Raw genomic sequence first — 21,124 nt, forward strand, 5'->3', positions numbered from 1 at the left:
GACGTCCCCGCATGTCGCTGCGCTCATGCGGGCTACGGGATCTGGGCTGCCGTCCCGCCTCCTCAATGTGAGCCGGTCAGCGGCGTGATCGGACTGCCGTCGGGAGCAAACGCGGCGACCTGATCCGAGATGACGAACGACGTGAGATCGCGCCCGACCACGAGCGGGCCCTGATAGCTCGTCCGCGTGCGCGCGATCAGCGCCTCTTCGGGCACGTCCTGGACCGGCTTCACGGTGGCGAACACGATGTGCGAGTAGACCGCCAGCTTCGGCTTCGCCTCGGTGAAGATCCTGCCGGCCTCCTCCGGCGAGGTGTGATGGTCCTCGATCGCACGATAGTTCGGATAGGTCTTGATCAGTTCGGGATCGATCACCGCCACCTCGTGGATCAGAAGATCGGCGCCCTCCGCCGCCTTCTCCACCCGCGGATCGGGCTTGGTGTCGCCGGACAGCACGACCTTCTTGCCGTCGAATTCGACGACATAGCCGAGCGCCGGCTTGATCTTCTCGCCGTGATTGACCTCGATGGCGCTCACCCTGACGCCGTTGCGCTCGTAGACGACGCCGGGCCCGATGTCGGCCGCGGCGAAGGCGACGCCTTCCGGCGGATAGTGCTCGTCATCGATGCGGATGCGGATGTCCTCGGAGAAGGCCTTGGTGAGATTCTCCGTCATCGCCACTGTCCCCTTCGGTCCGAACACGACCATCGGCCCCTTGCGCGAGGCCCAGGGCGTGCCGATCCAGCCGCTCAGCCACATGTCGGGCAGTCCCACCACGTGATCGGAATGCAGATGGGTGAGGAAATGCGCGGTGATGCTGCCGAGCGGGATGCTCTTCTGGAACAGGCGGATCGTGGAGCCGCGTCCGAGGTCGAACAGCAGCCGCTCAGGCCCGGCCTCGATCAGGGTCGAGGCGCTGAAGCTCGACAGCCGCGGCGTCGGAGTGCCTGTCCCGAGCAGGGTCACCTTCATCTCGGCTGCCGCGGCCGGCGGCGATCCAGCCACCACGCAGACCACGACCGCCACGACGGCTCCCAACAAGCTCCGCATGAACGTCTCTCCCATCTCCGTTGGCGTCATTGGCGCGATGTCGCGCCTGCCCATTCTATCAGCTCGTCATGGCCCGCGGCAGAGTGCTGCAGGAGCACAACGTAACGCTGAATTAACCGTGAAGGACTTAGTTTCAACACTGGATCATCCGGCACGCTAAGAGCCGGCTTTGAGTGGCGAAACATGGCGTTGCCGAACAAAAAACTCTCTCTTCCGGCCGCCGAGGAGCGCCGCCGTTTCCAGCGGGTCAAGGTCCACCTGCTCGGCCGCTACATGCTGCCCGACCGGCGCGAGTTTCCCTGCCAGGTGATCAACATGTCGCCGGGCGGGCTGGCGCTGCTCGCGCCCGGCATCGGCAATGTCGGCGACCGCGTGATCGCCTATCTCGACCATATCGGCCGCGTCGAGGGCAAGATCACCCGCATCATCGACAATGGCTTCGCCATGACGATCGGCGCCACCGCGCGCAAGCGCGACAAGCTCGCCGCGCAGCTGACCTGGCTCGCCAACCGCGACATCCTCAATCTGCCGGAGGATCGCCGCCACGACCGTATCATTCCGCGCAACCCGATCGCGGTGCTGACGCTCGAGGACGGCACCAAGATGACCTGCCGCATCATCGACATGTCGCTGTCGGGCGCGGCGATTGCGGCCGAGACCAGGCCGCCGCTGAAATCGCAGGTCATGCTCGGCCGCGTCCAGGCGCGCGTGGTGCGAAATCTCGAAGGCGGCTTCGCGATCGAGTTCACGCACGCCCAGCTCGCCGAAACGCTCGAAGACAGCGTTACCGCGCGGTAAAGCCGCAAGCCTCTGAAATCCCGCAACTTCACGGAGCACACGGCGTCCGCCACCACGGGCGCCGTGTGGCGTTCGGCCAGCGCACAGGTGATCCGGCGCAGTTAATAGTTGACGGGAAAAGCGCAGGGGACCCTGCAACGGCAGTGGTTCCCGGCTTAATGCAGCGCATTCGATTCAACCGCGAATGATTCAAATTTTAGCTAGATTCGATTCAAGTGAAAGTCGAATAAGCCCTTTGTTTTACTTGGATTTGTGTCAAATCCATCGTGGCGATTTAGCGGCAGCGAAAAATCTTTGTGAGACACATGGTCCCAACGAAAACGGGGGCCAAAATGGTCAAGCGGACGGGACAGGCAACGGGGTGGGCGGTCGCAGCCTTCCTGATGGCGATGGGCGGGATGGCGCATGCCGGTGATGACCGGGTGCTCTATGCGAGCCTGGGCGACACCGCACGGGCGCCGATCGGCTGGGTCGAGTTCTGCACCGAGGCGCCCGAGGAATGCCGCGGCGGCGCGTCGCAGCCCCGCGACATCGTGCTGTCCCAGACCGCCTGGCGCGATCTGCTAAAGGTCAATCGCTGGGTCAACGAGAACGTCAAACCCATCACCGACATGGACCATTGGGGCGTGGTCGAGAAATGGTCGCTGCCGACGGACGGCTACGGCGACTGCGAGGATTACGTGCTGCTGAAGCGCAAGCTGCTGATCGATGCCGGCTGGCCCCGCGAGGCGCTGCTGATCACGGTGGTGCGCGACAAGAAGGGTGAAGGACACGCCGTCCTCACCGTGAAGACCGACAAGGGCGAGTACGTGCTCGACAATCAGAACGAGAGCGTCGTCGCCTGGACCGAGACCGGCTACCGCTTCGTCAAGCGGCAGTCGCAGAGCGACCCCAACGTCTGGGTCTCGCTCGGCGACGGCCGCCCGGCAGTGGCCACCGCCAGCGCCAGAGAACGCTAAGGCGTCCGCAAGCGCTGATCAGAGAGGCGAGACACGAATTCGAGTTACGCGACCCGGTCACATCCCCACCCCTCCCCGTCCCAGACCGGTTCGCGCGCGGCCAGGCCTCCCCCAAGGCCTGGCCGCAACTTTTTTTGGCCTTGCTTTGACGATATGTCGCAGGCGGGGCGCGGCAACGGCCGGCCAACCTTGTTTTCCCTCGACCGTCGGGTTTAGGTTTTCGGCATGATGATGATCCTGCGAAGCGCGACCTTGCTGGCCGCGGCCCTGACCCTGGCGAACTGCTGCATGTCCGGCGCCGGCTGCTCGGGACCGCTGGCCGCGGCGGGCCCAGCCGCGCCGGCGATGGCCGCTACGCCCGCGGTGATTACCGCGCAGCCGACGAGCGCTGCGGCCGACTGGGACGGCCGTGTCGCCACCTCCGACGCCGACACCGAGATGGTGACGGAGCCGGACATCGGCACGTCGCGCAAAGGCGCGAAGCGCCGTGGCGACTCGCGGGTCGACGTGATGTCCGCGCAGTCGAGCTCCGGCTATCGCGGCCGGATGAGCTGGGAGGAGGAACAGGCGGCCGACCTCGCCGACGAGGCCCGCCTCAAGCAGAAGCTCACGATCTGCCGGAACTGCAGCGCAACGCAGTAAGCATTTGTCCGGCCGCAGTTTTCGGCTGGTCGCGACCGCGCCCCGGAACCGGCGTGGTGCATGCGGCGGGCGCGCCATTTCGGGCTTGCAGGCCTCGCTTTTGTCGGATTTCCTAATCAAAACCTGACGACTTGGTTCGTTCGCCAGATGCACGATTTGCGGGCTGGGCGGACAGCGTTCTCTGCTCGAGTTTTTCGCCTCTCCCAGTTTTCGGGAGGAGCATCCGAAGCTTTTTCAATTTGGGTGGTTTCGTGATGAATCCGGTGACGCGCGACACCAGACGCTACCCCGAGAAGCTCAGCCCGGCCCCCGTCAAGGGCGCCCAGCCGATCGCGCTCGCAGCCGCGACGCTCGTGGTGCTGATCGCGGGCATCGGCGGCATCATGTTGTGGCGTGCCTATGGCGGCGCGCCGGAAGCCGAGCGCGGCGCGGTGACGCGGCAGTTGCAGGCGCGCACGGTGCAGGCGTCCGAGCAGTTGGTGGAGAAGACCAAGGGCCTGGAGGCCACCCAGCAGGAATCGATCGACCAGTTGCAGATGATGCAGGAGCAGTTGCAGAGCATGCGCCGCCTGCTCGCGGCCCAGCAGGCCGACACCAAGCGCCTGTCGGACCAGGTCTCGACCCTGAAGGACTCCATCGATGGCCTGCGCCAGTCGTTCGCCAGCACGCAGAGCTCGGAGCAGGCCGCGCCTGCTCCACGCAACCGCAGCATCCGCGCCCGCGCCCATGCCAGCCGCGGCGGCCATCGGCATCGTCGCAACCGATCCTGAGACGGCCGGTCCCGACGCCTGCTCGTAGAATTCCCGCCGAATATTCCCAGGATCCTGTGAAGTGCTTCACAGATTGAAACCGGGAGTCACGCCATCCTGCCTTCACCGGATGGCGAGCCAATTTCAGGATGGCACAGGGCCAATTTCAATATCCGGGGCTGGCAAGGTCGTTGGCGCCATACTGCGCCGACGGCCTTGTTTTTTGTGGCGGCGCGTTCGACCGCCCGGAACGGATCCGACGCCGCGGCTCTCCGGCTGGTGACTTGCTTTTCCCCGTCAATTCTCGGCTCAATGCGCCCGTAAGACGCAGAGGAGCCCCCATGTCCGCCGATCCAGCACTGACGTCCGATGTCATCGGTCTGACAAAAGTCGCCCCCTTCTCACGCCGCGGCTTCATGACCGCGTCCGCTGCCGTGACGGCCGGCTACACGCTGGCTGCCGGCCCGGTGCGGGCCGAGGTCATTACCACCGACACCAACGGCCTGAATGCCGGAGATGCGAAGATCAAGGTCGGCGACCGCGACATGCCGGCCTATTTCGCGCGCCCCGCCAGCGCCAGCAATCCGCCCGTCGTGCTGGTCGCGATGGAGATCTTCGGCCTGCATCAGTACATCAAGGACGTGACGCGCCGTCTCGCCAAGCTCGGCGCGCTCGCCGTGGCGCCGGACTACTACTTCCGCAGCGGGACCGACCTCACCAAGATCACCGAGATCAAGGACCTGCTGCCGATCGTGAATGCCAAGCCCGACGCGGAGCTGCTGTCGGACCTCGACGCGACGGTGGCCTGGGCCAAGTCGCAGGGCGGCGACACCTCGCGTCTCGGCATCGTCGGCTTCTGCCGCGGCGGCCGCACCGTGTGGGAATATGCGGCGCATAGTTCGGCGCTGAAGGCGGGCGTTGCGTTCTACGGCCCGCTGATCGATCCGCCCAATCCCGCCTGGCCGAAGAGCCCGACGCAGCTCGCACCCGAGATGAAGGCGCCCGTGCTCGGCCTCTACGGCGAAGCCGACACCGGCATTCCCGGCGCCAGCGTCGAGGCCATGAAGGCCGCGCTCGCCGCCAACAAGAAGACCGCCGAGTTCAAGATCTATCCCGGCGCGCCGCATGGCTTCCACGCCGATTATCGCCCCAGTTATCGCAAGGACGCCGCCGAGGACGGCTGGGCGCAGATGCAGGCGTGGTTCAAGAAATATGGCGTGCTGAGCTGACAGCCGCGGCCCGGGCGAGCGAACCCGTCAGACTGCGCCCGCGAGGCTTCCCGCATGTCGCTTGCCGCATGTCGCTTGCGTTCATGCGGGCGCCGGACCGTCGGCTGCTAGCGCAGGCGACGATCGTCGCGACGGATCTTCGCCAGCTGCCTGCCGCCCTGCTCGAGCTCCCAGGCCATCCAGACCAGCGCGGCGCCCAGGCTGACGACGACGCCCATGAAGACAAACGTGAGTTCAGGGGATGTGAGTGTGTTGATCATGCCTGGATCCCATGCAAGCGTTGCGCCAGCTACTTCTCCGCCGCCGCTCCGCCGATCGGAGCGGCAACAAATCGTCACGAGATGTCGTTAAGGCGAAGTGACCGGATCGGCCGGTCGCCTCGCCCAAGCTTCATTCACACACCTCGACGTTGCGGAAGCGCCAGCCGCGCGCTGTCCGCACACGCTTGCGGGCGACGTAACAGCCGCCGAGGTCCTCGTAGGTGTACGGGTAGTAATAGGGATAGCCTCCGTATCCGTAGTAGCCGGGATAACCAAAACCCAAGCCAAACCCGAGTCCAAAACCCGGGCCAAAGCCACGATGGCCGAAGCCATGATGGAAACCGCCCGGCCCGTGCGCCGACGCCATGCCCGGAATCATTGCGGCCGCGATTACGGCGCCCGCCAGCAATCCCATCAATCTCTTGCGCATCGATCCGTCTCCAAATTCAACCGGCATGACAATGTCATTGCACTCGGTACTGTCCATCGAATGTCTCTAAGCCGGATTTGGAACGGCGCGCGGGCAACCCCGCTCACATCTGCGCGATTTCGATGTCGTTAGGTGACGTCCGGAGCCGCGGGCAATATTCAGCAACCGCGGCAGATGCTCTTCACCTTCCGGTCGGCCGTCTTGTTCTCCTGCTGAACCTGCTCATCGGTATCACTGGCGCGGTTCGGTCCCGTCGCCGCGGTGCCTCCCGCCGCTCCACGACCCACGCCGGTCGTGACGCCGGAATTGCTCGACCCCACCCGGCTTGCGCCCGAGCCGGACGACTGCGCTGTGCCGAGGCTGTTAGTCCCGTTTGCAGCTGCCGCCCCCGGTTGCGACAGCCGCGAGGGATTGCTGCCGCTTCCGGCTCCGTTCTGCGCGTTGCCGAGACCGGCGACGTTCCCTGATCCTGCAGCGGTACCGGTCGTGCCGATGCCGGCGGCTCCCGCGCTCGCCGCGCCACCTGCGCTCGCTCCACCGCCAGCGCCTCCCGCACCGCCGCCACCGCCTTGCGCGAACACCGCAGTGGCCGTGCCGAGGCCTGCAATCACGATCAAGGTGCCCAATGAAAACCTGGCCATGGGACCGTCTCCCTTTACACTTCAACCCAGCCGGACGGACCGCGTTCCGGAACGAATGTTGATCGGAGAGGATTGATGGGGCGAGGAGAGCAAGGAGCCGTGCGCAAGCTGATCGCCTTCGACGAGGACACGTTCGACAAGCTCAAGCAGCTCGGCCGCGATCAGATGCTGAGTCTGCAGGACCTCGCCGACGAGGCGTTCATGGACCTGTTGGAAAAGCACGGCGTACCGGCGGATCTGAAGGACGCGCTGCGCAAGAGCGCTGCGGAGGATGGCGATGGCGCAGGCAAGCCTGCGCGCAAACGCAAGAACGAGCCCGACGACAAGTCCAGAAACCAGTCGAAGCACAAGCCGAAGCAGAGGAGCAGGACGCCAGCATGAGCACCGACCCCGATCCGTTCGAACAGGGCGAGCGCGCCGCGCGCGCGAACATTCCGGCCGAGGCCAATCCCTATCAGGACGGCAGCGAACAGCATGCGCTGTGGGCGAGCGGCCACGAACGTGTCGCCAGCGCAGTGGAGGCAGGCGAGTCCGAAGGGACGTGAAGAATCTCCGACTCCATCGGCCGTGATGTCAGCCGATCTTCTTCAGACCCTTGGTGTAGCGCGGTCCCTTGGCGACATAGGCCTTGGCCGCGATGCCCATGCGCTCGACCTGCGCCGGCTCCAGCGTGCGCACGACACGCGCGGGCGCGCCGATGATCAGCGAGTATTCCGGAAAATCCTTGTCCTCGGTGATGATGGCGCCGGCGCCGACGACGCTGCCGCGGCGGATATGCGCGCCATTCATGATGATCGAGCCCATGCCGATCAGGGCATCATCCTCGACCGTGCAGCCGTGCAGGATCACGTTATGGCCGACGGTGACGTTGCGGCCGACGCGCAGCGGGAAGCCAGGATCGACGTGACAGGTGGCGTTGTCCTGGATGTTGGAGCTCTCGCCGATCTCGATCCAGTCATTGTCGCCGCGGATCACCGCGCCGAACCAGACCGTGACCTCCTTGGCGAGCTTCACCCGGCCGATCACGGTGGCATTGTCGGCGATGTAGTAGTTGCCGTCCGCCGGCAGCTCGGGCGCCTGCCCGTCGAGTTCGTAGATGGCCATCGAGGTCTCCCGTTCGCAGGCGACTTTGGCACAGCCCCCAGAGCGATTTCAAGCAAGCGCCGCTGCGGCGCCCGGCGCGGGAACTAGGCCAGCACGCCCGCGGCGCGCAGCGTCATGACCACGAAGGTGCCGCACATCATGCTCCAGAAGCCGGCGATCACGGTCGCCAGCATCACGAACTCGAAGCGACGGCGCTCGATGCGGGCGCCGCGCAGCGTGTTGCGCATGATGATGAAGGGCGCGGCGAACACCAGGAATGGCACCGCGGCGAACCGCCGGGGCGTGACGCCCTCCTGCAGCAGCTCGAATCCCGGCGGACGTTCGGCATAGGCCTGGTAGCCGCTCGCCAAGGCGCCGGCCAAGGCGAAACCGATGAGGAGCGAGAACAGGGAATTGAACGCCTCTGCCGACATCGTACGCACTCACACACTTGCAGAACTGACCGATGCTGGTTTGGCAAAAAGCGACCGCGCCCGCCACATTATCCTTAAGGAAGGGTTAATGGCGGCCACGGCCGGTGCGCGGCTCCCTGCAGGTAAGTTTCTGCAGAATGCCGCATCGCCATGGCATAGTCGGCGCTGATTCGGTCCTTGAGATCCCCTGCCCGCCATGACGATGTTTTCGGTCCGCAGTGCCCGCCCTTCGAACGGACATGGCCATGCCGTGCCGATCATCCTGGGCTGCGTGCTGGCGGCAGCGGCAATCGCGCTGGTCGCCTACCTGCTCTGGCCGACCTGGCGCGCCAGCACCTTCAAGGGGCCCGAGCGCCTGCCGGTCAGCATCGGCGGCACCGTGTTCAACGTGCCGGCGGCCGCCATCCGGGTGAAGATCCAGCGCCATACGGGGCCGCAGGAGCGCGTCGATCTCGGCTTCGAATATCCCTCGCTCACGCCGCCCGAGGCGCCGCATCACGTCAGCGCCGACCAGATCGATCAGGCGCCGCACCCGATCGATCGCATCTTCGTCTCGATATCGGCGCATCACGACGCGATGTCGCCCGAGATGCGACTGAAGACGATCTATCCGCGCTATCTCAATCCGACGGCCGTGCCGGTGCAGGACGGATTGAGCATGCGAAGCTTCCGCGCGGGCACAGCGTACGACATGGAGGATCTGTTCACGGCCGAGCAGCCTTTGCTGGTCGCCCGCTGCACGCGTGATGCCGCCACGCCGGGCATGTGCCTCAGCGAGCGCCGCGTCGAGGGCGCGGATCTCGTGTTTCGCTACCCTCGCAGCTGGCTGTCGCAATGGCAGGACGTGGCGAGCGCGATGGAGCGGCTGACTGCGCAGATGCACGCGGTGAAGTAGGTCGTAGGCAATCGTTGAAATCGTGGGCCGGATGAGCGCAGCCCGCGCACGGACGTCAAATGTGAGAGCTGCCAAACTCTCTCCGATCGTCATTCCGGGGCACGCGAAGCGTGAGCCCGGAATCCATACTCACGAGCGGATGTTGGGGCGACCACATGCGCCACGGCCATCGCGCGTCTCACGCCGTCCTGGGGCTATGGATTCCGGGCTCGCGCTTCGCGCGCCCCGGAATAACGGCGTGGATGGAAGCCGGGCTCATCCGCGGACGGATTGCGTGCTGACAGCGTGTGCGTAAGCACACTGGAGCCGGTCTGCGGGAGCTGCTCTCTCAACCCGCGCGAGCGCGCCCCTGGGCGCGCCTGCACCACGATTCGTTCTGGCAACGCCGCCATCTTCGCAAGCGTCCCCGCATGCGCTTCGCGCTCATGCGGGCCGCTGCATCCGGCAACTACTCGACCAGATCGTCTTCCAGGATCGCCATCTGGAACTGGAACGAGCGGTCGTCGTCCTCGTCGTCGACGAACAGCACGCCGATGAACTCTTCGCCGATATAGACCTCGGCGGAGTCTTCCTTCTTCGGCCGCGGCACCACACGGATCTTGGGATTGCCGAACACGCGCTTCAGATACGCGTCGAGCTTCCTGACTTCCTGAACGTCCACGGTGATCTCCAATCGACAGCGAGGTTTGCAGATGATGCGGACGTTGCAGCGCGAACGTCCGTGTCCTTATGAGTTCGACATTCCAGCCCATCGATCGAGGCAAGACGAGCCGGCGATGTCGAACGACCTGAAAGGGACGCCGTGGATCTCACATTCACTCCGCCAAGACAAACGGCGGATCGTCAAATCCACAGACGCCAATGTGTTCGCACGAATTTCCCTGGATGAGAAGGTCTTGACTTCGCTGTCGCCGACGCGCTCGCGGCTCAGATCCCGATCGCGTTGATCATCTGATCCATGGTGCGCGACGGCTCCGCACAACCGGCCTCGCCGACGATCTTCGCCGGCACGCCTGCGACGGTGACGTTGTTCGGCACCGGCTTCACGACGACTGAACCGGCGGCAATGCGCGCGCAATGACCGACTTCGATGTTGCCGAGCACCTTGGCGCCGGCGCCGATCAGCACGCCGTGACGAATCTTGGGATGCCGATCCTCGTTCTCCTTGCCGGTGCCGCCGAGCGTCACGCCGTGCAGAATCGAGACGTTGTCCTCGATGATGGCCGTTTCGCCGCAGACGAAGCCGGTGGCGTGATCGAGGAAGATGCCGCGGCCGATGCGCGCCGCCGGATTGATGTCGGTCTGGAACACCGCCGAAGACCGGCTCTGCAGATAGAACGCGAAATCCTTGCGGCTCTTGCGGTACAGCCAATGCGCCAGCCGGTGCGTCTGCAGCGCGTGAAAGCCCTTGAAGTAGAGCAACGGATCGATGAAGCGCGTGGTGGCGGGATCGCGATCGTAGACGGCGACGAGATCGGCGCGAAACGCATGGCCGAGGTCCGGCTCGTCGCGCAGCGCGTCGTCGAAGGTCTGGCGGATCAGGTCGCCCGACAGCGCGGAATGATCGAGACGATCGGCAACCCGGTGCACGACCGAATCCTCGAGACGGCCGTGGTGCAGAACGGTTGAATAGATGAAGGTCGCAAGCTCGGGCTCGCGACGCACGATCTCTTCTGCCTCGTGGCGGATCCGATCCCATATCGGATCAAGCGTCGCCAGCTTGCTGCCCTGCTGCGGATTGGTCTGATGCATAGCCATGGCTGCTTCTCGCAGTTTCAGTGGGCGGGCCTTATAGCACGGCGCATGGAACGATGTCCTCAGCGGGCTGCGCGAGGCCGGGGATCCATTCCAGCCAGCCTGCCTCCCAGAGAACACGGGATTGAGACATTTCCGTTACGCCCCGCCGGTGACGTCCCGGTTGCGCCGCCATGCCATTCGGCACCGCGTCGGCTCAAGGTGGGCAGCAGGAACCCGAAATCAAGACGATCACCGGGGAAGCAATCGGTTCCCGCCCCTGGAGCACCCTGCGGGCGGATGGGGCGGATACCGGTGGCTGCGGCAAAAAGGAACCACCCGGGGGATCGAAGGCCGGCGGCCCCCGTTCGATCACAGGATCGGCTTTACCATCCATCGCTCTGCGTCTACTAGTGAATATCGCCCTGACCATACTTCGGCCACGGTGCTCCTGATCGGGGGGACACGGGTATCAGTAACACTCAGATCCTGGACGAACGCGCGACCGAGGCCGGATTGGCCTGGCTCCCCGTCATCGTCATCCCGCTCTTCCTGGTCGCGCCGGCGCTGTGGAACGGCTACCCGCTGCTGCAGTGGGACACCGGGGGCTATCTCGCGCGCTGGTACGAAGGCTATCTGGTGCCGAGCCGCTCGACCGTGTTCGGGCTCTATCTGCATTGGGGCGAGGGCTCGAGCTTCTGGCTCAATCTCGGCCTGCAGGCGCTGGCGACGCTGTGGATCCTGCAGCTCACCTTGCGCCTGCTGGGACTGGCCCAACCGCTGCGTCTGCTCTGGATCGGCCTGCTGCTGATCCTGACCACCGCCCTGCCCTGGCTCGCCAGCATGCTGCTGACCGACATCTTCGCCGGCCTGTCGGTGCTCGCGCTCTACATCATGGTCACCCAGGCGCGCCGGACCACCGTCCTGGAAAAGTGCGCGCTGTTCGGCTTCGTCGCCTTCGCCTCCGCCACCCACAGCGCCACGCTCGGCGTGCTGTTCGGCCTGTGCTGCGCCGGCTGGATCGCCTATCCCTGGCTGCGCCGGCAGATCGCGCTCTCCGGCCTGATCCAGGCCAGCATGACGATCGTCGCGGGTGCGGCGATGCTGCTCGCGGCCAACTTTGCCCTGTCCGGCCAGCTCGCGTGGACGCCGGGCGGTACCGGCGTCGCCTTCGGCCGCATGCTCCAGGACGGCATCGTGGCGCAATATCTGAAGGACCATTGCGCCCGCGAGAAGCTGAAGCTCTGCCCCTATCGCAACGAGCTGCCGCCCACCGCCGACGACTTCCTGTGGGGCAACAGCATGTTCAACAAGCTCGGCCGCTTCGAGGGCATGAACGACGAGATGGGCTTCATCGTGAAGCGGTCGCTCGCGGCCTACCCGCTGTGGCAGGCCAGGGCCGCCGCGGTCGCCACCGCCGAGCAGCTGGTGCATGTGGCGACCGGCGAGGGCACCAACGGCTGGCTACCGCACACCTATGGCATCATCGAGCGCTACATCCCCTCGCAGGTCAAGAAGATGCGCGCCGCACACCAGCAGCACTGGGAGATCAGTTTCGCCGTCATCAACTGGCTGCACGTGCCGGTCGCGCTGGCCTCGATGCTGGCGGCGGCGGCGATCGCGGCGCACGCGATCTGGCGCCGGCGACGCGACGACGTGGCCCTGCTCGCCATCACCGTGACCCTGGCACTGCTCGGCAATGCCGTGATCTGCGGCGTCATCTCCGGCCCGCATGACCGCTACGGCGCCCGGATGGTGTGGATCGCCACCTTCACCGCGCTGATCGCGGCGACGAGGTGGTTCAGCGGCGAGCGTGTGGACGGCTCCGCCGCATGACGCCTCCGTAGCCCGCATCAGCGACAGCCGGCGCCGCAAGGCGTCGGGATAGCGACATGCGGGATCTCGCGCGCTGTGCCGGAGACCCCGGGGGGGCGCTGCGCTCGCCCGGGCTACGGCTTCAGCGCCGTGACAGAAAGTCGATCACCCCGGCCTTGTAGACCTTGTCGCCGACCGCGCGCATGTGATCGCGATTGGGGATATCGAGCACTTCGGCACCGGGGATGAGCGCGCCGAGCGCCGGACCGGAGCCCGACACTTCGTCGGCCGTGCCGACCGCGACCAGCACCGGCACGGCGATACGGCGGGCGTCGTCGCGCGAGATCAGGCCGCGCGAGCCGCGCATGCAGGCGGCCAGCGCCAGGCGGTCCGAGCGGGTCTGGTCGGCGAAGGCGCGGAAGGTGCGGCCCACGGGATCGGTCACGTTATCGATCGAGGGCGCCTCGAGCGCGGCGGCGACGTTCTCGCCGGGACCGCCGCCTTCGATCATCGCCATGCCGATGCCGCCGAAGATCGCCGAACGCAGCCGCTCTGGCGCGGTCAGCGCGATATGCGCGGCGATGCGGCCGCCGAGCGAGTAGCCCATCACGTCGGCGCTGGCGAGGCCGAGATGATCCATCAGCGCCGTGACGTCGCTCGCCATCTCCGCGATCGAATACAGCGTGGGGTCGTACAGCTTGGCCGAATCGCCATGGCCGCGGTTGTCGAGCGCGATCACCCGGCGGCCATCCTTGCGCAATTCGGAGATCCAGGCCGGATAGACCCAGTTGACGTTCTTGCTCGAGGCAAAGCCATGGACGAGCACGATCGGATCGCCCTCCCCCTCGTCGATGAAGGCAATTTCAACGGCGCCGTTGTGAAAGCTCGGCATCGGTCGCGAATCCCGGAACGCTGGAGTGAAGCTGGTCGGACGAAGTCTAGATCATGATGCGATTCCACGGAATCGCATCATGATCTTATCCCTTTGTTTGAGCATGATCTTTTCGGAAAACCGGCTTCCACTTTTCCGGATCATGCTCTAGCCGCAGGACGCGGTTGCGGCCAGTTCGGGAGCGACGGCCGCGGCCTGCATCCGGCGCAGGCGGCGCCGCCGGCGCCGGTCGAGCCAGGCCTGGGTGGCCCGCTCGGTCATCGCCTTCAGCGATGCGACGAAGCTGAGCAGCGTCATCAGCGCGCCGAACAGCCAGAGCGCGAGATTGAATGCCCCCGCGGTCAGCAGCAGCGCGCCGCGGCCGAGCAGCTTCAGGATCGCCCGCGTCTGCCCGCCCTTGGCCTCCGCCAGGCGGGCCGCGCGGGCGATGTCCTTCGGTCCTTCGGCGAGCTTGAGCGAATCCAGTGCGCCGCGCGTGCCGGCCTTTTCGGTGATGCGGCCGACATCCTTGGCGAGCCGCACCAGCGCGCCGGCCTTCTCGGCGCGGAACGCCGCCCGGATCGCGGTCGCGGTCTGGCCCGGACGAAGCACCGAGCCCGAGGCCACCGCCTGCTGCAACAGCGGCGCATCGACCACCTCGCGCGCGGAGCGTCCCGCCCAGGCGGCGAGCCCCTCGCCGAGCCGGCCAACCTTTCGCGCATCCTTCACCAGCGTCAGCCCGGCCCGCACTGGCGCGGCGGTGCCGGCCGAGGCATAGGTTGCGGCGGTGACGGCAAGACCGGCCGTGGCCAGGCCCAGCACCAGGCGGTCGGTCTCCTCGCCCATCACCAGATGCTTGCCTTCGCGGACCGCGTCGCGGATGTCGCCGAACACGAAGAGATCGCCGGCTACCGTGCCGGACAGGCTCGCGACGTCGTCGGCCTGGCCGGTGACGAGCCCGGTCGCGAACCGCTTGGCAACGCTGGCCGGCGCCTTCTCGGCGGCCACCGCATCGCTCACGCGCTGCACCAGCCCCTCGTCGAGCACCACCTGCTGATCCCGCGCGAGCGCGACGAAGCTCTCCGCGAGATCTGGATCGCCGGCGGCGAGCGCGTCCTCGATATTGCTGATGATCCGCGCCGGATCGTTCTGCAGAACGGACGCGATCTGAAGCTCCGACAGCCTCGCCGGATCGTCCTGCGCCACGACGATGGCTCCGGCCCCATAGGCGTGCGGCCATATCGCAGCGCCGACCGCGGCGCTCACGGCGAGCCCGGCCAGCGCCAGACCGAGTCCCAGCTTGATTCGCTTCGAGATCACGCCGCCTTCACGTTTTCGCGGGAACGATGCGGAGAGACATAATAATTTTTGTGCCTGACACAACGGCCCCGACGAAAGAAGGGCTTCTCGGCGGCCCTGAGTTTGTGTCGAATCCACAGGCCACAACATAACGGCGTGCGTTGCACCAAACGCGGGTTCCCAGCACTAGGAATTGGCCTTAAGGCTCAGTATGGTCGCGCCGTTTTCGACGCGCGCGGCCGTGCGACCTCAGTCCCGTCCTGCTCCGTCGTGCTGACCGCATACGCTCCCGTTGCCACGCGAGGTGATACCGATGGCCGATAACATCGTCCCGCATTTCAACAACGATGCCGGAGTCCCCGTCATCGAGATCGGCTCGCATGAGTTCATGTGCGTGGGCGCCAATCCGCCGTTCGATCATCCGCACGTGTTCCTCGATCTCGGCAACGACAAAGAGATCATCTGCCCGTACTGCTCGACGCTGTACCGCTATGCGCCGGACCTCGCCGCCGGCGAGGCGCGGCCGCCGGAATGCGTGCTGAAGGACGTCGCCTGATCGGCGTGTCGTGGCATCGCGTACCGTCTATGTGGCGGGGGCCGGAATTGGCGGCCTGACGGCTGCGCTCGCGCTCGCCACCAAGGGCTTCCGCGTCGTCGTGCTGGAGAAGGCCGAACGGCTCGAGGAGGTCGGCGCCGGCCTGCAGCTCTCGCCCAACGCCAGCCGTATCCTGCTCGATCTCGGCCTGGGGCCGCGGCTGACCGCGCGTGCCGTGGTGCCCGACGCCGTCAGCATCATGAGCGCGCGGGCCGGCGGCGAGATCGCCCGCCTGCCGCTCGGCGAGGCCGCGAGCCAGGCGGCTGGCGCGCCTTATTGGGTGATCCACCGCGCCGATCTGCAGGCGGCGCTGGCCGCGGAGGTGATGGCGCATCCGGACGTCGAACTGCGGCTCGGCTGCCAGTTCGAGGACGTCGCCGCCCACGCCAAGGGTCTGACCGTGGTGCATCGCCGCGGCAATGAGCGCCGCCAGGACGTGGCGCTGGCGCTGATCGGCGCCGACGGCGTGTGGTCGGCGGTCCGGCACCACCTGTTTCCGCAGGTCCGCGCCGAGTTCTCCGGCCTGATCGCCTGGCGTGGCACGCTCGACGCCCGGCAATTGCCACGCGAATTGACGGCAGCGCGGGTGCAGCTCTGGATGGGCCCCGAGGCCCATCTCGTCGCCTATCCGATTTCGGCCGGCCGCCAGGTCAACGTGGTCGCGGTGGTGCCGGGGACCTGGAACCGGCCGGGCTGGAGCACGGAGGGTGATCCGAGCGAGCTGAAGGCGGCGTTCGCGCCGCCGCGCTGGCCCGCGACGGCGCGGCTGCTGCTCAATGCGGTCGACGGCTGGCGCAAATGGGCGCTGTTCGGCGTCCCCGAAGGCATCGAATGGACCGAGGGCAGCGTCGCGCTGCTGGGCGACGCCGCGCACGCCATGCTGCCCTTTGCAGCGCAGGGCGCGGGAATGGCGATCGAGGACGCGGTGGTGCTCGCCAAGTGCCTGAGCGAGGCGCGCCCGGACGGTCCGGGCGCGATCCCGGCTGCGCTGAAACGCTACGCCAAGCTGCGCCGCCCGCGCGTCGGCCAGGTGCAGCGCACCGCACGCAATCAGGGCCGCCTCTATCACATGACCGGACCGCTGGCGCTGGCCCGCGACCTCAGCATCAAGGCGCTCGGCCCGCAGCGCCTGTCGGCGCGGCAGAGCTGGATCTACGACTGGCGGCCGTAGGCGAAGCGGCCCGGTCTCAGTAGACCGAGCCGTCCCGCGGCAGGGTCGACGGCGTGCCCGCACCGGAGGCCATCGGCCGCGCGGGACGCGCCGGCTTGACCGGCTTGCCGGATTTCGCAGCAGCCGGCTGCGGTGCCGGGGTCTCCTGGCACTTGTTGCGGCGCCAGGCCTCTTCGGCGAACTGGGTCTGGCCACGGATCGCGATATAGTCGTTGCGATAGGCGACCTCGGCCACCACCGCGCCGCCGGCTCCGGTCTCTGCCTTGGCCATCAGGCCCTGCAGCTCGGCTGCGCGCCCGGCCAGCGCCTTGCGCTCGGCCTCGAGCTGCTTGCAGTCATAGAGCTCATACTTGGCCGGATCCGCGAAGGCGGTCGACACGCTGTCGCTCATGCCGGCGCAGCCCGACAGCAACGATCCCAACCCCAGCAGTCCCGCGGCCAGCGCGACGCGAAGCCGATCGCTGGTCACGCAGCCTCGACCGTGCAGCGGCGTCGAGCCATTGGCTCGATCCTGGGCTCGATCATGGGCTGATCGGCCGCGGACATCGGCCCGAACGGCGGCAGCATTCGTCTCTGCGATGGTCCTCGGATTCGTCACGCTCACCTCGCCCAACGACCGGCCCGCAAGGGATGCGGATCCGAATCGGATTCTCGTGATGGGTCCGTGCCTTACAACGGCCGCTTCGTCCATGTCTTGCACCACGTGATCCCAGACTTGGCAAAGCGCCTCAACGCGAAGGCATCTCAAAGCAGCTGGTGACGGCCGGATTGAGGCTTTACCAAGGCGCTCGCGCTGGCTTGAGCAGGAGCTTCGTCAGGCACGCCATTGCCGGACGCTTACGGTTTTTCACCTTGATCCGATCCCTTTCATGGTGCGGGCGGTCAATCGGTTTCGACACCATCCCCTCTTATCCCTTGCTGCGGGCGGCGGGACAGGTCGGCCCCGATCTCCCCGCGCCCAAGGGAGCGACGAGGAGGCCGCCCGAGCGAGAGAAACAAGCTTCGGGGCGGGACGGCGGCGCCGGCCACAGAGCGCCGCCGTTGGCGAGATCAGCGATCGGCATCACCGATGCGAATATAGATGCGCGATCCATTGCAGATCTGAGCGTACCGGTTGCCATCGGAACGGCTGACCAATTGGACGATCGGCGCGGGCTGGGCGAATGTGATGGTCCGCGCGCCCTCGCTGATCACCCCAGTCGCATCTGCAACGTCGGCGACTTGCGTCAGCCCGGCGATCGGGCCGGTCAGGATCGTGTGGCTGTACGTGCCCGGCACCGCCTTGAGCAACACTCTCTCATCGGAGGCGATCGTGTAGGTGAACTTGTATGAGGTAACGCCGGTCTCGCCTCCGCCGGTGTCCACCGAGAAGTCCTGGACATCCATCATCCCGGTGCCATCGGCGCGAAGCACCATGACGCCTTCGACGGTGAAGGAAAAGAGCTTCAGCGGGCCGCCCTTTGGCGTGAAGTTCGAATTGAATCCGACAGCGGCCGGATTCCGGATGCACAACGATTTGCCAGCTAACGCATAGGTTCCGCGTAGACTTGCATGATCATTCGCAGACGCGGCCGTGCTTGCCGTCGCAGCGGCGGCCAAAATAAGAAAGCGGTGCATATGGTTTCCTCCCCGATCAGAACAATGGCTCGCCCTTACATCAGCGGTCGTCGTCGCTGAGGCGGGTCATGATGAGAGATCCATTGCAGATCCGGGCAAACTGGGTGCCATTGGAACGACTGACCGTCAGGACGGTCGGCGCGGGCGGAGCGAGGACGATGGCCCGTGCTCCTTCGCCGATGAATCCGCTGGTGTCGGGAACATCGACGACTTGCGTCAACCCGGCGTTCGGTCCGGTCAGGGTCGTGGAGCTGTACGTACCTGGCACCGCCTTGACCGACAGCTTGCCACCGGGGTCAATCGAGTAGGTGATCTGGTACGAGATATCGCTGGTCGTCCCTTCGCCGGCGTCGACCGTGAAGGACCGGTTGTTCACCGTGCCGGTGCCGTCGGCGCGAAACACCATGACGCCGTCGACGGTGGTGGCGAAGAACACGACCGGACCCTTCGGCAAGAAGTTCGAGTCGAATCCGATCGACGCCGAGTTCTGGATACAGTCCGATGCGCCCGTCATCGCATAGGTCCCGCGAAGCCGACTGGGGTGATCATGAGCAAACGCCGCCGCGCTTGCAGTGACACCGACGAGGACCAGAATGGAAGAGCGATGCAAAATAGCCTCCCTGATCGAATGATCGCCCTTGCGTGGGCTGGAGGTACCATATGCCGCAAAGATGACGATTAGTCGTTGCTAGTCACAAAGCTGCAAAAATAGCGCCACACCCGCAAGAGTTGAATGCTCTGTGGCAATTTCTCATGCGAACAGCTCGACTCCAGCAGGCGCAATCTTCACATCAGTCCCCGCTCCTCGTGCATCCACAACCAACCGTGCCGGATCCGAGGTCGTGTCCCCGGTGGTGGTGTAGCTAGCGGTGGCGCAGCGCGTTCGCCGGGGAGAGCCGGGCAGGTCAGCTGGCGATTGCCGGAGGCGGGAGCTGGGCCGCCACGGCTCATCAAAGCCTTATTTCGTTATCATCCGCCTCGGTGGCGCGGTCGGTGTTGGTGCTGCCGGCGAGATGACAAACGTCACCCAGGCGTTCCAGCCGTCAGGCCGGTTTTCCGCGGCAAATTCCTTGTAGGCCTTGAAGTTGAGGTAGCCTTGCATGTCACCAACCGGGAAGATAAACCCGACCTGCGGGCCGACACCCGCGACCTGCGAGCGGAAGCAGCCGACGCGATCGCCGGAGCCGCTATCGCAGCCAAGTTGCTTGTAGACGTAGCCCACCAGCCCGATCTGGACCTGCTTGCTCAGGAATTGCGAAGCGCCCCAGTCGAAGTGCATGTCGACGCCGCTTTGATACTGCGTGTCAGGATTTGTGAAATTGTAGGTGAAGCCTAGCACGCCGGAGAGCTCATGTCCGCTCTGTGGATTGAAATAGGTGTAGCCGCCGCCCGCATCGATCGTCCCATGCCCGATCCCGATATTGGCGAGGCGCGTGGACTGGTAAGCGCCGACAGGGATGTCACCCATCACATAGGTCATGTAGTTGTTGACGCCCGCGTTCCAGCGCAGTGCGAATTGGGGGATCAAATCGCCGAAGCCAGTGATGGAATCGCTGACGGAATCAAAGCGCGAGAACGGAATTGAGCCGCCCGGTGTTGAAAGCGAGCCCGTCACCAATCCATTGAGCGAGGTTGTATTTGCGCCGTAGATTCCGATCAGGCTTGCAGACGCCTGACCACCGAGAACCGGTGTCGCGAAGACGTAGGTCGCGTTCAGCAGGCCAAGATCGACGTTCGCATTGACGTTTGCGTTCAAGGTAGCTGTCAGATTCGCAGGAATACGGCCGATCTGGATCTCACGAGCGCGCGCCACGTCCCTGCCGGCAGACACTGAGGTATGATAGTAAATTGACGCAGCCGACCAACCGGGCTGCTGAGGCGTGGCGGCAAGGCTACCGAATGTGCCCGGAATCCAAAAGCTGATGCCGCTCTCATCTGCCGAGACAATCGTCGGTACTGATGCAATGGTCGCAAATGCAATAGCGCCAAGCGCCCTCGTCATTCTCATGGCAATCTCCTGCCGAACCACGACCCTCGCTCATAGTGAGTGACGAGCATGATGCTGACAGTATGACAGGCCGTACTGCGCCGGGCGATAGCCGTCACGATGACAGGGAACAATTTGCAACCGGATGTTGCAAGTGAAGCACAGTGTCGCGCTGGTCCGCCGCTTAGCAAAGAATTGCTTGTTTGTTCCTAGGGAAATTCACGCGGCGCTCTGAGAGACAGGACAGCCTCGCGCGTGATCATGAGAGACAAACCTTGTCGCCGTTTGGGAAAGTGCCTTTTGGTTTCTCGTCTTTCAGGAGGCAGCTGCCAGCTACATCCATAGGGCCACGCGGCCTCCGCACAGCCATCTCCCAGATCAAGACGATTGCCCTACTCGAGACGATCGCTCTTGATCGCAAGCCGATGCTTCGCAGAAAGCTTCTGCCAAGAAACCAACGAAACTGCTGCAACCAAGGTGATCGCGAGCGCGGCGCCGACGACGGGATGATTGAGCTTGTAAGCGAGCATAGCGTATCGCTGTCGATCCAGGAAGACCAGGAAAGCTTGCCCTTGACGGTTTGAGACTCAGAAAATGTTCCCCATTGATTTCGCCCAAGGTCCGTCATTCGACTTGTTCGGTGCAGCACGATGCCGAGCGTGTGCGCGTGTCCTGCTCTTCAATATTTCTTCGATATTTGATGGCTCTTTGCAGATGCCTGACCGGCGTGAGACATCGGCAGGTCCATACAATAGATGAGCGTGCCCCGCTGGTTAGCACAGCCAGGCGATCGCATCTGCCCGTAGGCGCCTTCGCGCGTGGGTTGATCTGCGTCAACGTCGCTCCTTGCGCCGTCCTAGAGGATC

The 21,124-nt window shown here is 65.3% G+C and carries 25 protein-coding genes; 11 read left to right on the plus strand and 14 right to left on the minus strand.

The window, feature by feature from the left end:
* Positions 1 to 62: 62 nt before the first annotated feature.
* Entirely contained in the window at positions 63 to 1,049 is a 987-nt protein-coding gene (locus tag ACQR0U_RS15780) for an MBL fold metallo-hydrolase (protein WP_316203810.1), read from the minus strand.
* Positions 1,050 to 1,232: 183 nt separating this feature from the next.
* On the opposite strand from ACQR0U_RS15780, the gene ACQR0U_RS15785 reads away from it, so the two are divergent.
* The 5 genes from ACQR0U_RS15785 (at position 1,233) to ACQR0U_RS15805 (ending at position 5,426) form a co-directional block, all read left to right on the plus strand.
* Positions 1,233 to 1,847 (plus strand): PilZ domain-containing protein, encoded by a 615-nt coding sequence (locus ACQR0U_RS15785; RefSeq protein WP_315714678.1) that lies wholly within the window; start codon positions 1,233 to 1,235, stop codon positions 1,845 to 1,847.
* Between the two features lie 332 nt (positions 1,848 to 2,179).
* A complete protein-coding gene (locus ACQR0U_RS15790; protein ID WP_315714679.1) occupies positions 2,180 to 2,806 on the plus strand; it encodes a transglutaminase-like cysteine peptidase in 627 nt (208 codons plus the stop codon).
* Positions 2,807 to 3,031: 225 nt separating this feature from the next.
* Positions 3,032 to 3,448 (plus strand): hypothetical protein, encoded by a 417-nt coding sequence (locus ACQR0U_RS15795; RefSeq protein ID WP_315714680.1) that lies wholly within the window; start codon positions 3,032 to 3,034, stop codon positions 3,446 to 3,448.
* 254 nt (positions 3,449 to 3,702) lie between these two features.
* Positions 3,703 to 4,218, plus strand: a complete 516-nt coding sequence (locus ACQR0U_RS15800) for a hypothetical protein (RefSeq protein ID WP_315714681.1) — start codon at positions 3,703 to 3,705, stop codon at positions 4,216 to 4,218.
* Positions 4,219 to 4,613: 395 nt separating this feature from the next.
* Positions 4,614 to 5,426, plus strand: coding sequence for a dienelactone hydrolase family protein (locus ACQR0U_RS15805; RefSeq protein ID WP_410052169.1), 813 nt, complete (start codon positions 4,614 to 4,616; stop codon positions 5,424 to 5,426).
* A 107-nt stretch (positions 5,427 to 5,533) separates the two neighbouring features.
* On the opposite strand, the gene ACQR0U_RS15810 is transcribed toward ACQR0U_RS15805, so the two are convergent.
* From ACQR0U_RS15810 to ACQR0U_RS15820, 3 genes are all read right to left on the minus strand, one after another.
* Positions 5,534 to 5,686 (minus strand): hypothetical protein, encoded by a 153-nt coding sequence (locus ACQR0U_RS15810; protein WP_315715000.1) that lies wholly within the window; start codon positions 5,684 to 5,686, stop codon positions 5,534 to 5,536.
* A gap of 130 nt (positions 5,687 to 5,816) precedes the next feature.
* The gene (locus ACQR0U_RS15815) at positions 5,817 to 6,116 is read right to left on the minus strand and encodes a hypothetical protein (RefSeq protein WP_315714683.1); all 300 of its coding nucleotides are present in this window, start codon (positions 6,114 to 6,116) and stop codon (positions 5,817 to 5,819) included.
* A gap of 158 nt (positions 6,117 to 6,274) precedes the next feature.
* Positions 6,275 to 6,757 carry a hypothetical protein gene (locus tag ACQR0U_RS15820; RefSeq protein WP_316200536.1) on the minus strand — a complete coding sequence of 161 codons (483 nt, stop codon included), beginning with the start codon at positions 6,755 to 6,757 and terminating at the stop codon, positions 6,275 to 6,277.
* Between the two features lie 75 nt (positions 6,758 to 6,832).
* Between ACQR0U_RS15820 and ACQR0U_RS15825 the strand changes: the two genes are divergently transcribed.
* On the plus strand, positions 6,833 to 7,138 hold the full coding sequence (locus ACQR0U_RS15825; protein ID WP_316200535.1) for a hypothetical protein: 306 nt from the start codon (positions 6,833 to 6,835) through the stop codon (positions 7,136 to 7,138).
* Complete coding sequence (locus ACQR0U_RS15830) at positions 7,135 to 7,302, plus strand: ribosome modulation factor (RefSeq protein ID WP_316164487.1); 168 nt, start codon at positions 7,135 to 7,137, stop codon at positions 7,300 to 7,302. The genes ACQR0U_RS15825 and ACQR0U_RS15830 overlap by 4 nt, the downstream gene beginning before the upstream one ends.
* Before the next feature lie 28 nt (positions 7,303 to 7,330).
* On the opposite strand, the gene ACQR0U_RS15835 is transcribed toward ACQR0U_RS15830, so the two are convergent.
* Positions 7,331 to 7,861 carry a gamma carbonic anhydrase family protein gene (locus ACQR0U_RS15835; protein ID WP_316200534.1) on the minus strand — a complete coding sequence of 177 codons (531 nt, stop codon included), beginning with the start codon at positions 7,859 to 7,861 and terminating at the stop codon, positions 7,331 to 7,333.
* Between the two features lie 83 nt (positions 7,862 to 7,944).
* A complete protein-coding gene (locus ACQR0U_RS15840) occupies positions 7,945 to 8,274 on the minus strand; it encodes a DUF6949 family protein (RefSeq protein WP_009027540.1) in 330 nt (109 codons plus the stop codon).
* Between the two features lie 196 nt (positions 8,275 to 8,470).
* Here ACQR0U_RS15840 and ACQR0U_RS15845 point away from each other — a divergent pair, with 196 nt between their 5' ends.
* Positions 8,471 to 9,169 (plus strand): hypothetical protein, encoded by a 699-nt coding sequence (locus tag ACQR0U_RS15845; RefSeq protein ID WP_316200533.1) that lies wholly within the window; start codon positions 8,471 to 8,473, stop codon positions 9,167 to 9,169.
* Positions 9,170 to 9,617: 448 nt separating this feature from the next.
* Here the strand turns inward: ACQR0U_RS15845 and ACQR0U_RS15850 are convergent, their stop codons facing one another.
* The gene (locus ACQR0U_RS15850; RefSeq protein WP_006611186.1) at positions 9,618 to 9,830 is read right to left on the minus strand and encodes a DUF3126 family protein; all 213 of its coding nucleotides are present in this window, start codon (positions 9,828 to 9,830) and stop codon (positions 9,618 to 9,620) included.
* A 266-nt stretch (positions 9,831 to 10,096) separates the two neighbouring features.
* Complete coding sequence (gene cysE, locus ACQR0U_RS15855; RefSeq protein ID WP_315714689.1) at positions 10,097 to 10,927, minus strand: serine O-acetyltransferase; 831 nt, start codon at positions 10,925 to 10,927, stop codon at positions 10,097 to 10,099.
* A 447-nt stretch (positions 10,928 to 11,374) separates the two neighbouring features.
* On the opposite strand from cysE, the gene ACQR0U_RS15860 reads away from it, so the two are divergent.
* Positions 11,375 to 12,739 (plus strand): hypothetical protein, encoded by a 1,365-nt coding sequence (locus ACQR0U_RS15860; protein WP_409999228.1) that lies wholly within the window; start codon positions 11,375 to 11,377, stop codon positions 12,737 to 12,739.
* Positions 12,740 to 12,860: 121 nt separating this feature from the next.
* On the opposite strand, the gene ACQR0U_RS15865 is transcribed toward ACQR0U_RS15860, so the two are convergent.
* Together ACQR0U_RS15865 and ACQR0U_RS15870 are read right to left on the minus strand one after the other, a co-directional pair.
* On the minus strand, positions 12,861 to 13,610 hold the full coding sequence (locus ACQR0U_RS15865; RefSeq protein ID WP_315714691.1) for an alpha/beta fold hydrolase: 750 nt from the start codon (positions 13,608 to 13,610) through the stop codon (positions 12,861 to 12,863).
* Positions 13,611 to 13,757: 147 nt separating this feature from the next.
* Complete coding sequence (locus ACQR0U_RS15870; RefSeq protein ID WP_409999219.1) at positions 13,758 to 14,909, minus strand: hypothetical protein; 1,152 nt, start codon at positions 14,907 to 14,909, stop codon at positions 13,758 to 13,760.
* 292 nt (positions 14,910 to 15,201) lie between these two features.
* Between ACQR0U_RS15870 and ACQR0U_RS15875 the strand changes: the two genes are divergently transcribed.
* Together ACQR0U_RS15875 and ACQR0U_RS15880 are read left to right on the plus strand one after the other, a co-directional pair.
* Positions 15,202 to 15,444, plus strand: coding sequence for a zinc-finger domain-containing protein (locus ACQR0U_RS15875; RefSeq protein ID WP_315714692.1), 243 nt, complete (start codon positions 15,202 to 15,204; stop codon positions 15,442 to 15,444).
* Positions 15,445 to 15,454: 10 nt separating this feature from the next.
* The gene (locus tag ACQR0U_RS15880) at positions 15,455 to 16,654 is read left to right on the plus strand and encodes an FAD-dependent monooxygenase (protein WP_315714693.1); all 1,200 of its coding nucleotides are present in this window, start codon (positions 15,455 to 15,457) and stop codon (positions 16,652 to 16,654) included.
* 16 nt (positions 16,655 to 16,670) lie between these two features.
* Here ACQR0U_RS15880 and ACQR0U_RS15885 read toward each other — a convergent pair whose 3' ends face one another.
* The 4 genes from ACQR0U_RS15885 to ACQR0U_RS15900 all read right to left on the minus strand — a co-directional run bounded on the left by ACQR0U_RS15885 (position 16,671) and on the right by ACQR0U_RS15900 (position 20,273).
* Positions 16,671 to 17,045: a hypothetical protein gene (locus ACQR0U_RS15885; protein WP_409999229.1), complete on the minus strand. Its 375-nt coding sequence runs from the start codon at positions 17,043 to 17,045 to the stop codon at positions 16,671 to 16,673.
* A gap of 659 nt (positions 17,046 to 17,704) precedes the next feature.
* On the minus strand, positions 17,705 to 18,271 hold the full coding sequence (locus ACQR0U_RS15890) for a hypothetical protein (RefSeq protein ID WP_316202845.1): 567 nt from the start codon (positions 18,269 to 18,271) through the stop codon (positions 17,705 to 17,707).
* Positions 18,272 to 18,311: 40 nt separating this feature from the next.
* Positions 18,312 to 18,785: a hypothetical protein gene (locus tag ACQR0U_RS15895; protein WP_315826227.1), complete on the minus strand. Its 474-nt coding sequence runs from the start codon at positions 18,783 to 18,785 to the stop codon at positions 18,312 to 18,314.
* A 444-nt stretch (positions 18,786 to 19,229) separates the two neighbouring features.
* Positions 19,230 to 20,273, minus strand: coding sequence for a SphA family protein (locus tag ACQR0U_RS15900; RefSeq protein WP_315714978.1), 1,044 nt, complete (start codon positions 20,271 to 20,273; stop codon positions 19,230 to 19,232).
* Positions 20,274 to 21,124 lie beyond the last annotated feature (851 nt).

The sequence above is a fragment of the Bradyrhizobium sp. HKCCYLRH3097 genome (assembly GCF_051167875.1).
GTDB lineage: Bacteria > Pseudomonadota > Alphaproteobacteria > Rhizobiales > Xanthobacteraceae > Bradyrhizobium.

What these genes read in the sequence shown, in the direction of transcription:
- ACQR0U_RS15825 (WP_316200535.1), top strand. Translation starts at nt 6,833, where the DNA reads ATGGGGCGAGGAGAGCAAGGAGCCGTGCGCAAGCTGATCGCCTTCGAC.
- ACQR0U_RS15845 (WP_316200533.1), top strand. Translation starts at nt 8,471, where the DNA reads ATGACGATGTTTTCGGTCCGCAGTGCCCGCCCTTCGAACGGACATGGC.
- ACQR0U_RS15805 (WP_410052169.1), top strand. Translation starts at nt 4,614, where the DNA reads ATGACCGCGTCCGCTGCCGTGACGGCCGGCTACACGCTGGCTGCCGGC.
- ACQR0U_RS15830 (WP_316164487.1), top strand. Translation starts at nt 7,135, where the DNA reads ATGAGCACCGACCCCGATCCGTTCGAACAGGGCGAGCGCGCCGCGCGC.
- ACQR0U_RS15815 (WP_315714683.1), bottom strand. Translation starts at nt 6,116, where the DNA reads ATGCGCAAGAGATTGATGGGATTGCTGGCGGGCGCCGTAATCGCGGCC.
- cysE (WP_315714689.1), bottom strand. Translation starts at nt 10,927, where the DNA reads ATGGCTATGCATCAGACCAATCCGCAGCAGGGCAGCAAGCTGGCGACG.
- ACQR0U_RS15840 (WP_009027540.1), bottom strand. Translation starts at nt 8,274, where the DNA reads ATGTCGGCAGAGGCGTTCAATTCCCTGTTCTCGCTCCTCATCGGTTTC.
- ACQR0U_RS15810 (WP_315715000.1), bottom strand. Translation starts at nt 5,686, where the DNA reads ATGATCAACACACTCACATCCCCTGAACTCACGTTTGTCTTCATGGGC.
- ACQR0U_RS15900 (WP_315714978.1), bottom strand. Translation starts at nt 20,273, where the DNA reads ATGACGAGGGCGCTTGGCGCTATTGCATTTGCGACCATTGCATCAGTA.
- ACQR0U_RS15875 (WP_315714692.1), top strand. Translation starts at nt 15,202, where the DNA reads ATGGCCGATAACATCGTCCCGCATTTCAACAACGATGCCGGAGTCCCC.
- ACQR0U_RS15795 (WP_315714680.1), top strand. Translation starts at nt 3,032, where the DNA reads ATGATGATGATCCTGCGAAGCGCGACCTTGCTGGCCGCGGCCCTGACC.
- ACQR0U_RS15790 (WP_315714679.1), top strand. Translation starts at nt 2,180, where the DNA reads ATGGTCAAGCGGACGGGACAGGCAACGGGGTGGGCGGTCGCAGCCTTC.
- ACQR0U_RS15785 (WP_315714678.1), top strand. Translation starts at nt 1,233, where the DNA reads ATGGCGTTGCCGAACAAAAAACTCTCTCTTCCGGCCGCCGAGGAGCGC.
- ACQR0U_RS15890 (WP_316202845.1), bottom strand. Translation starts at nt 18,271, where the DNA reads ATGCACCGCTTTCTTATTTTGGCCGCCGCTGCGACGGCAAGCACGGCC.
- ACQR0U_RS15895 (WP_315826227.1), bottom strand. Translation starts at nt 18,785, where the DNA reads ATGACGGGCGCATCGGACTGTATCCAGAACTCGGCGTCGATCGGATTC.
- ACQR0U_RS15780 (WP_316203810.1), bottom strand. Translation starts at nt 1,049, where the DNA reads ATGCGGAGCTTGTTGGGAGCCGTCGTGGCGGTCGTGGTCTGCGTGGTG.
- ACQR0U_RS15835 (WP_316200534.1), bottom strand. Translation starts at nt 7,861, where the DNA reads ATGGCCATCTACGAACTCGACGGGCAGGCGCCCGAGCTGCCGGCGGAC.
- ACQR0U_RS15820 (WP_316200536.1), bottom strand. Translation starts at nt 6,757, where the DNA reads ATGGCCAGGTTTTCATTGGGCACCTTGATCGTGATTGCAGGCCTCGGC.
- ACQR0U_RS15865 (WP_315714691.1), bottom strand. Translation starts at nt 13,610, where the DNA reads ATGCCGAGCTTTCACAACGGCGCCGTTGAAATTGCCTTCATCGACGAG.
- ACQR0U_RS15885 (WP_409999229.1), bottom strand. Translation starts at nt 17,045, where the DNA reads ATGAGCGACAGCGTGTCGACCGCCTTCGCGGATCCGGCCAAGTATGAG.
- ACQR0U_RS15800 (WP_315714681.1), top strand. Translation starts at nt 3,703, where the DNA reads ATGAATCCGGTGACGCGCGACACCAGACGCTACCCCGAGAAGCTCAGC.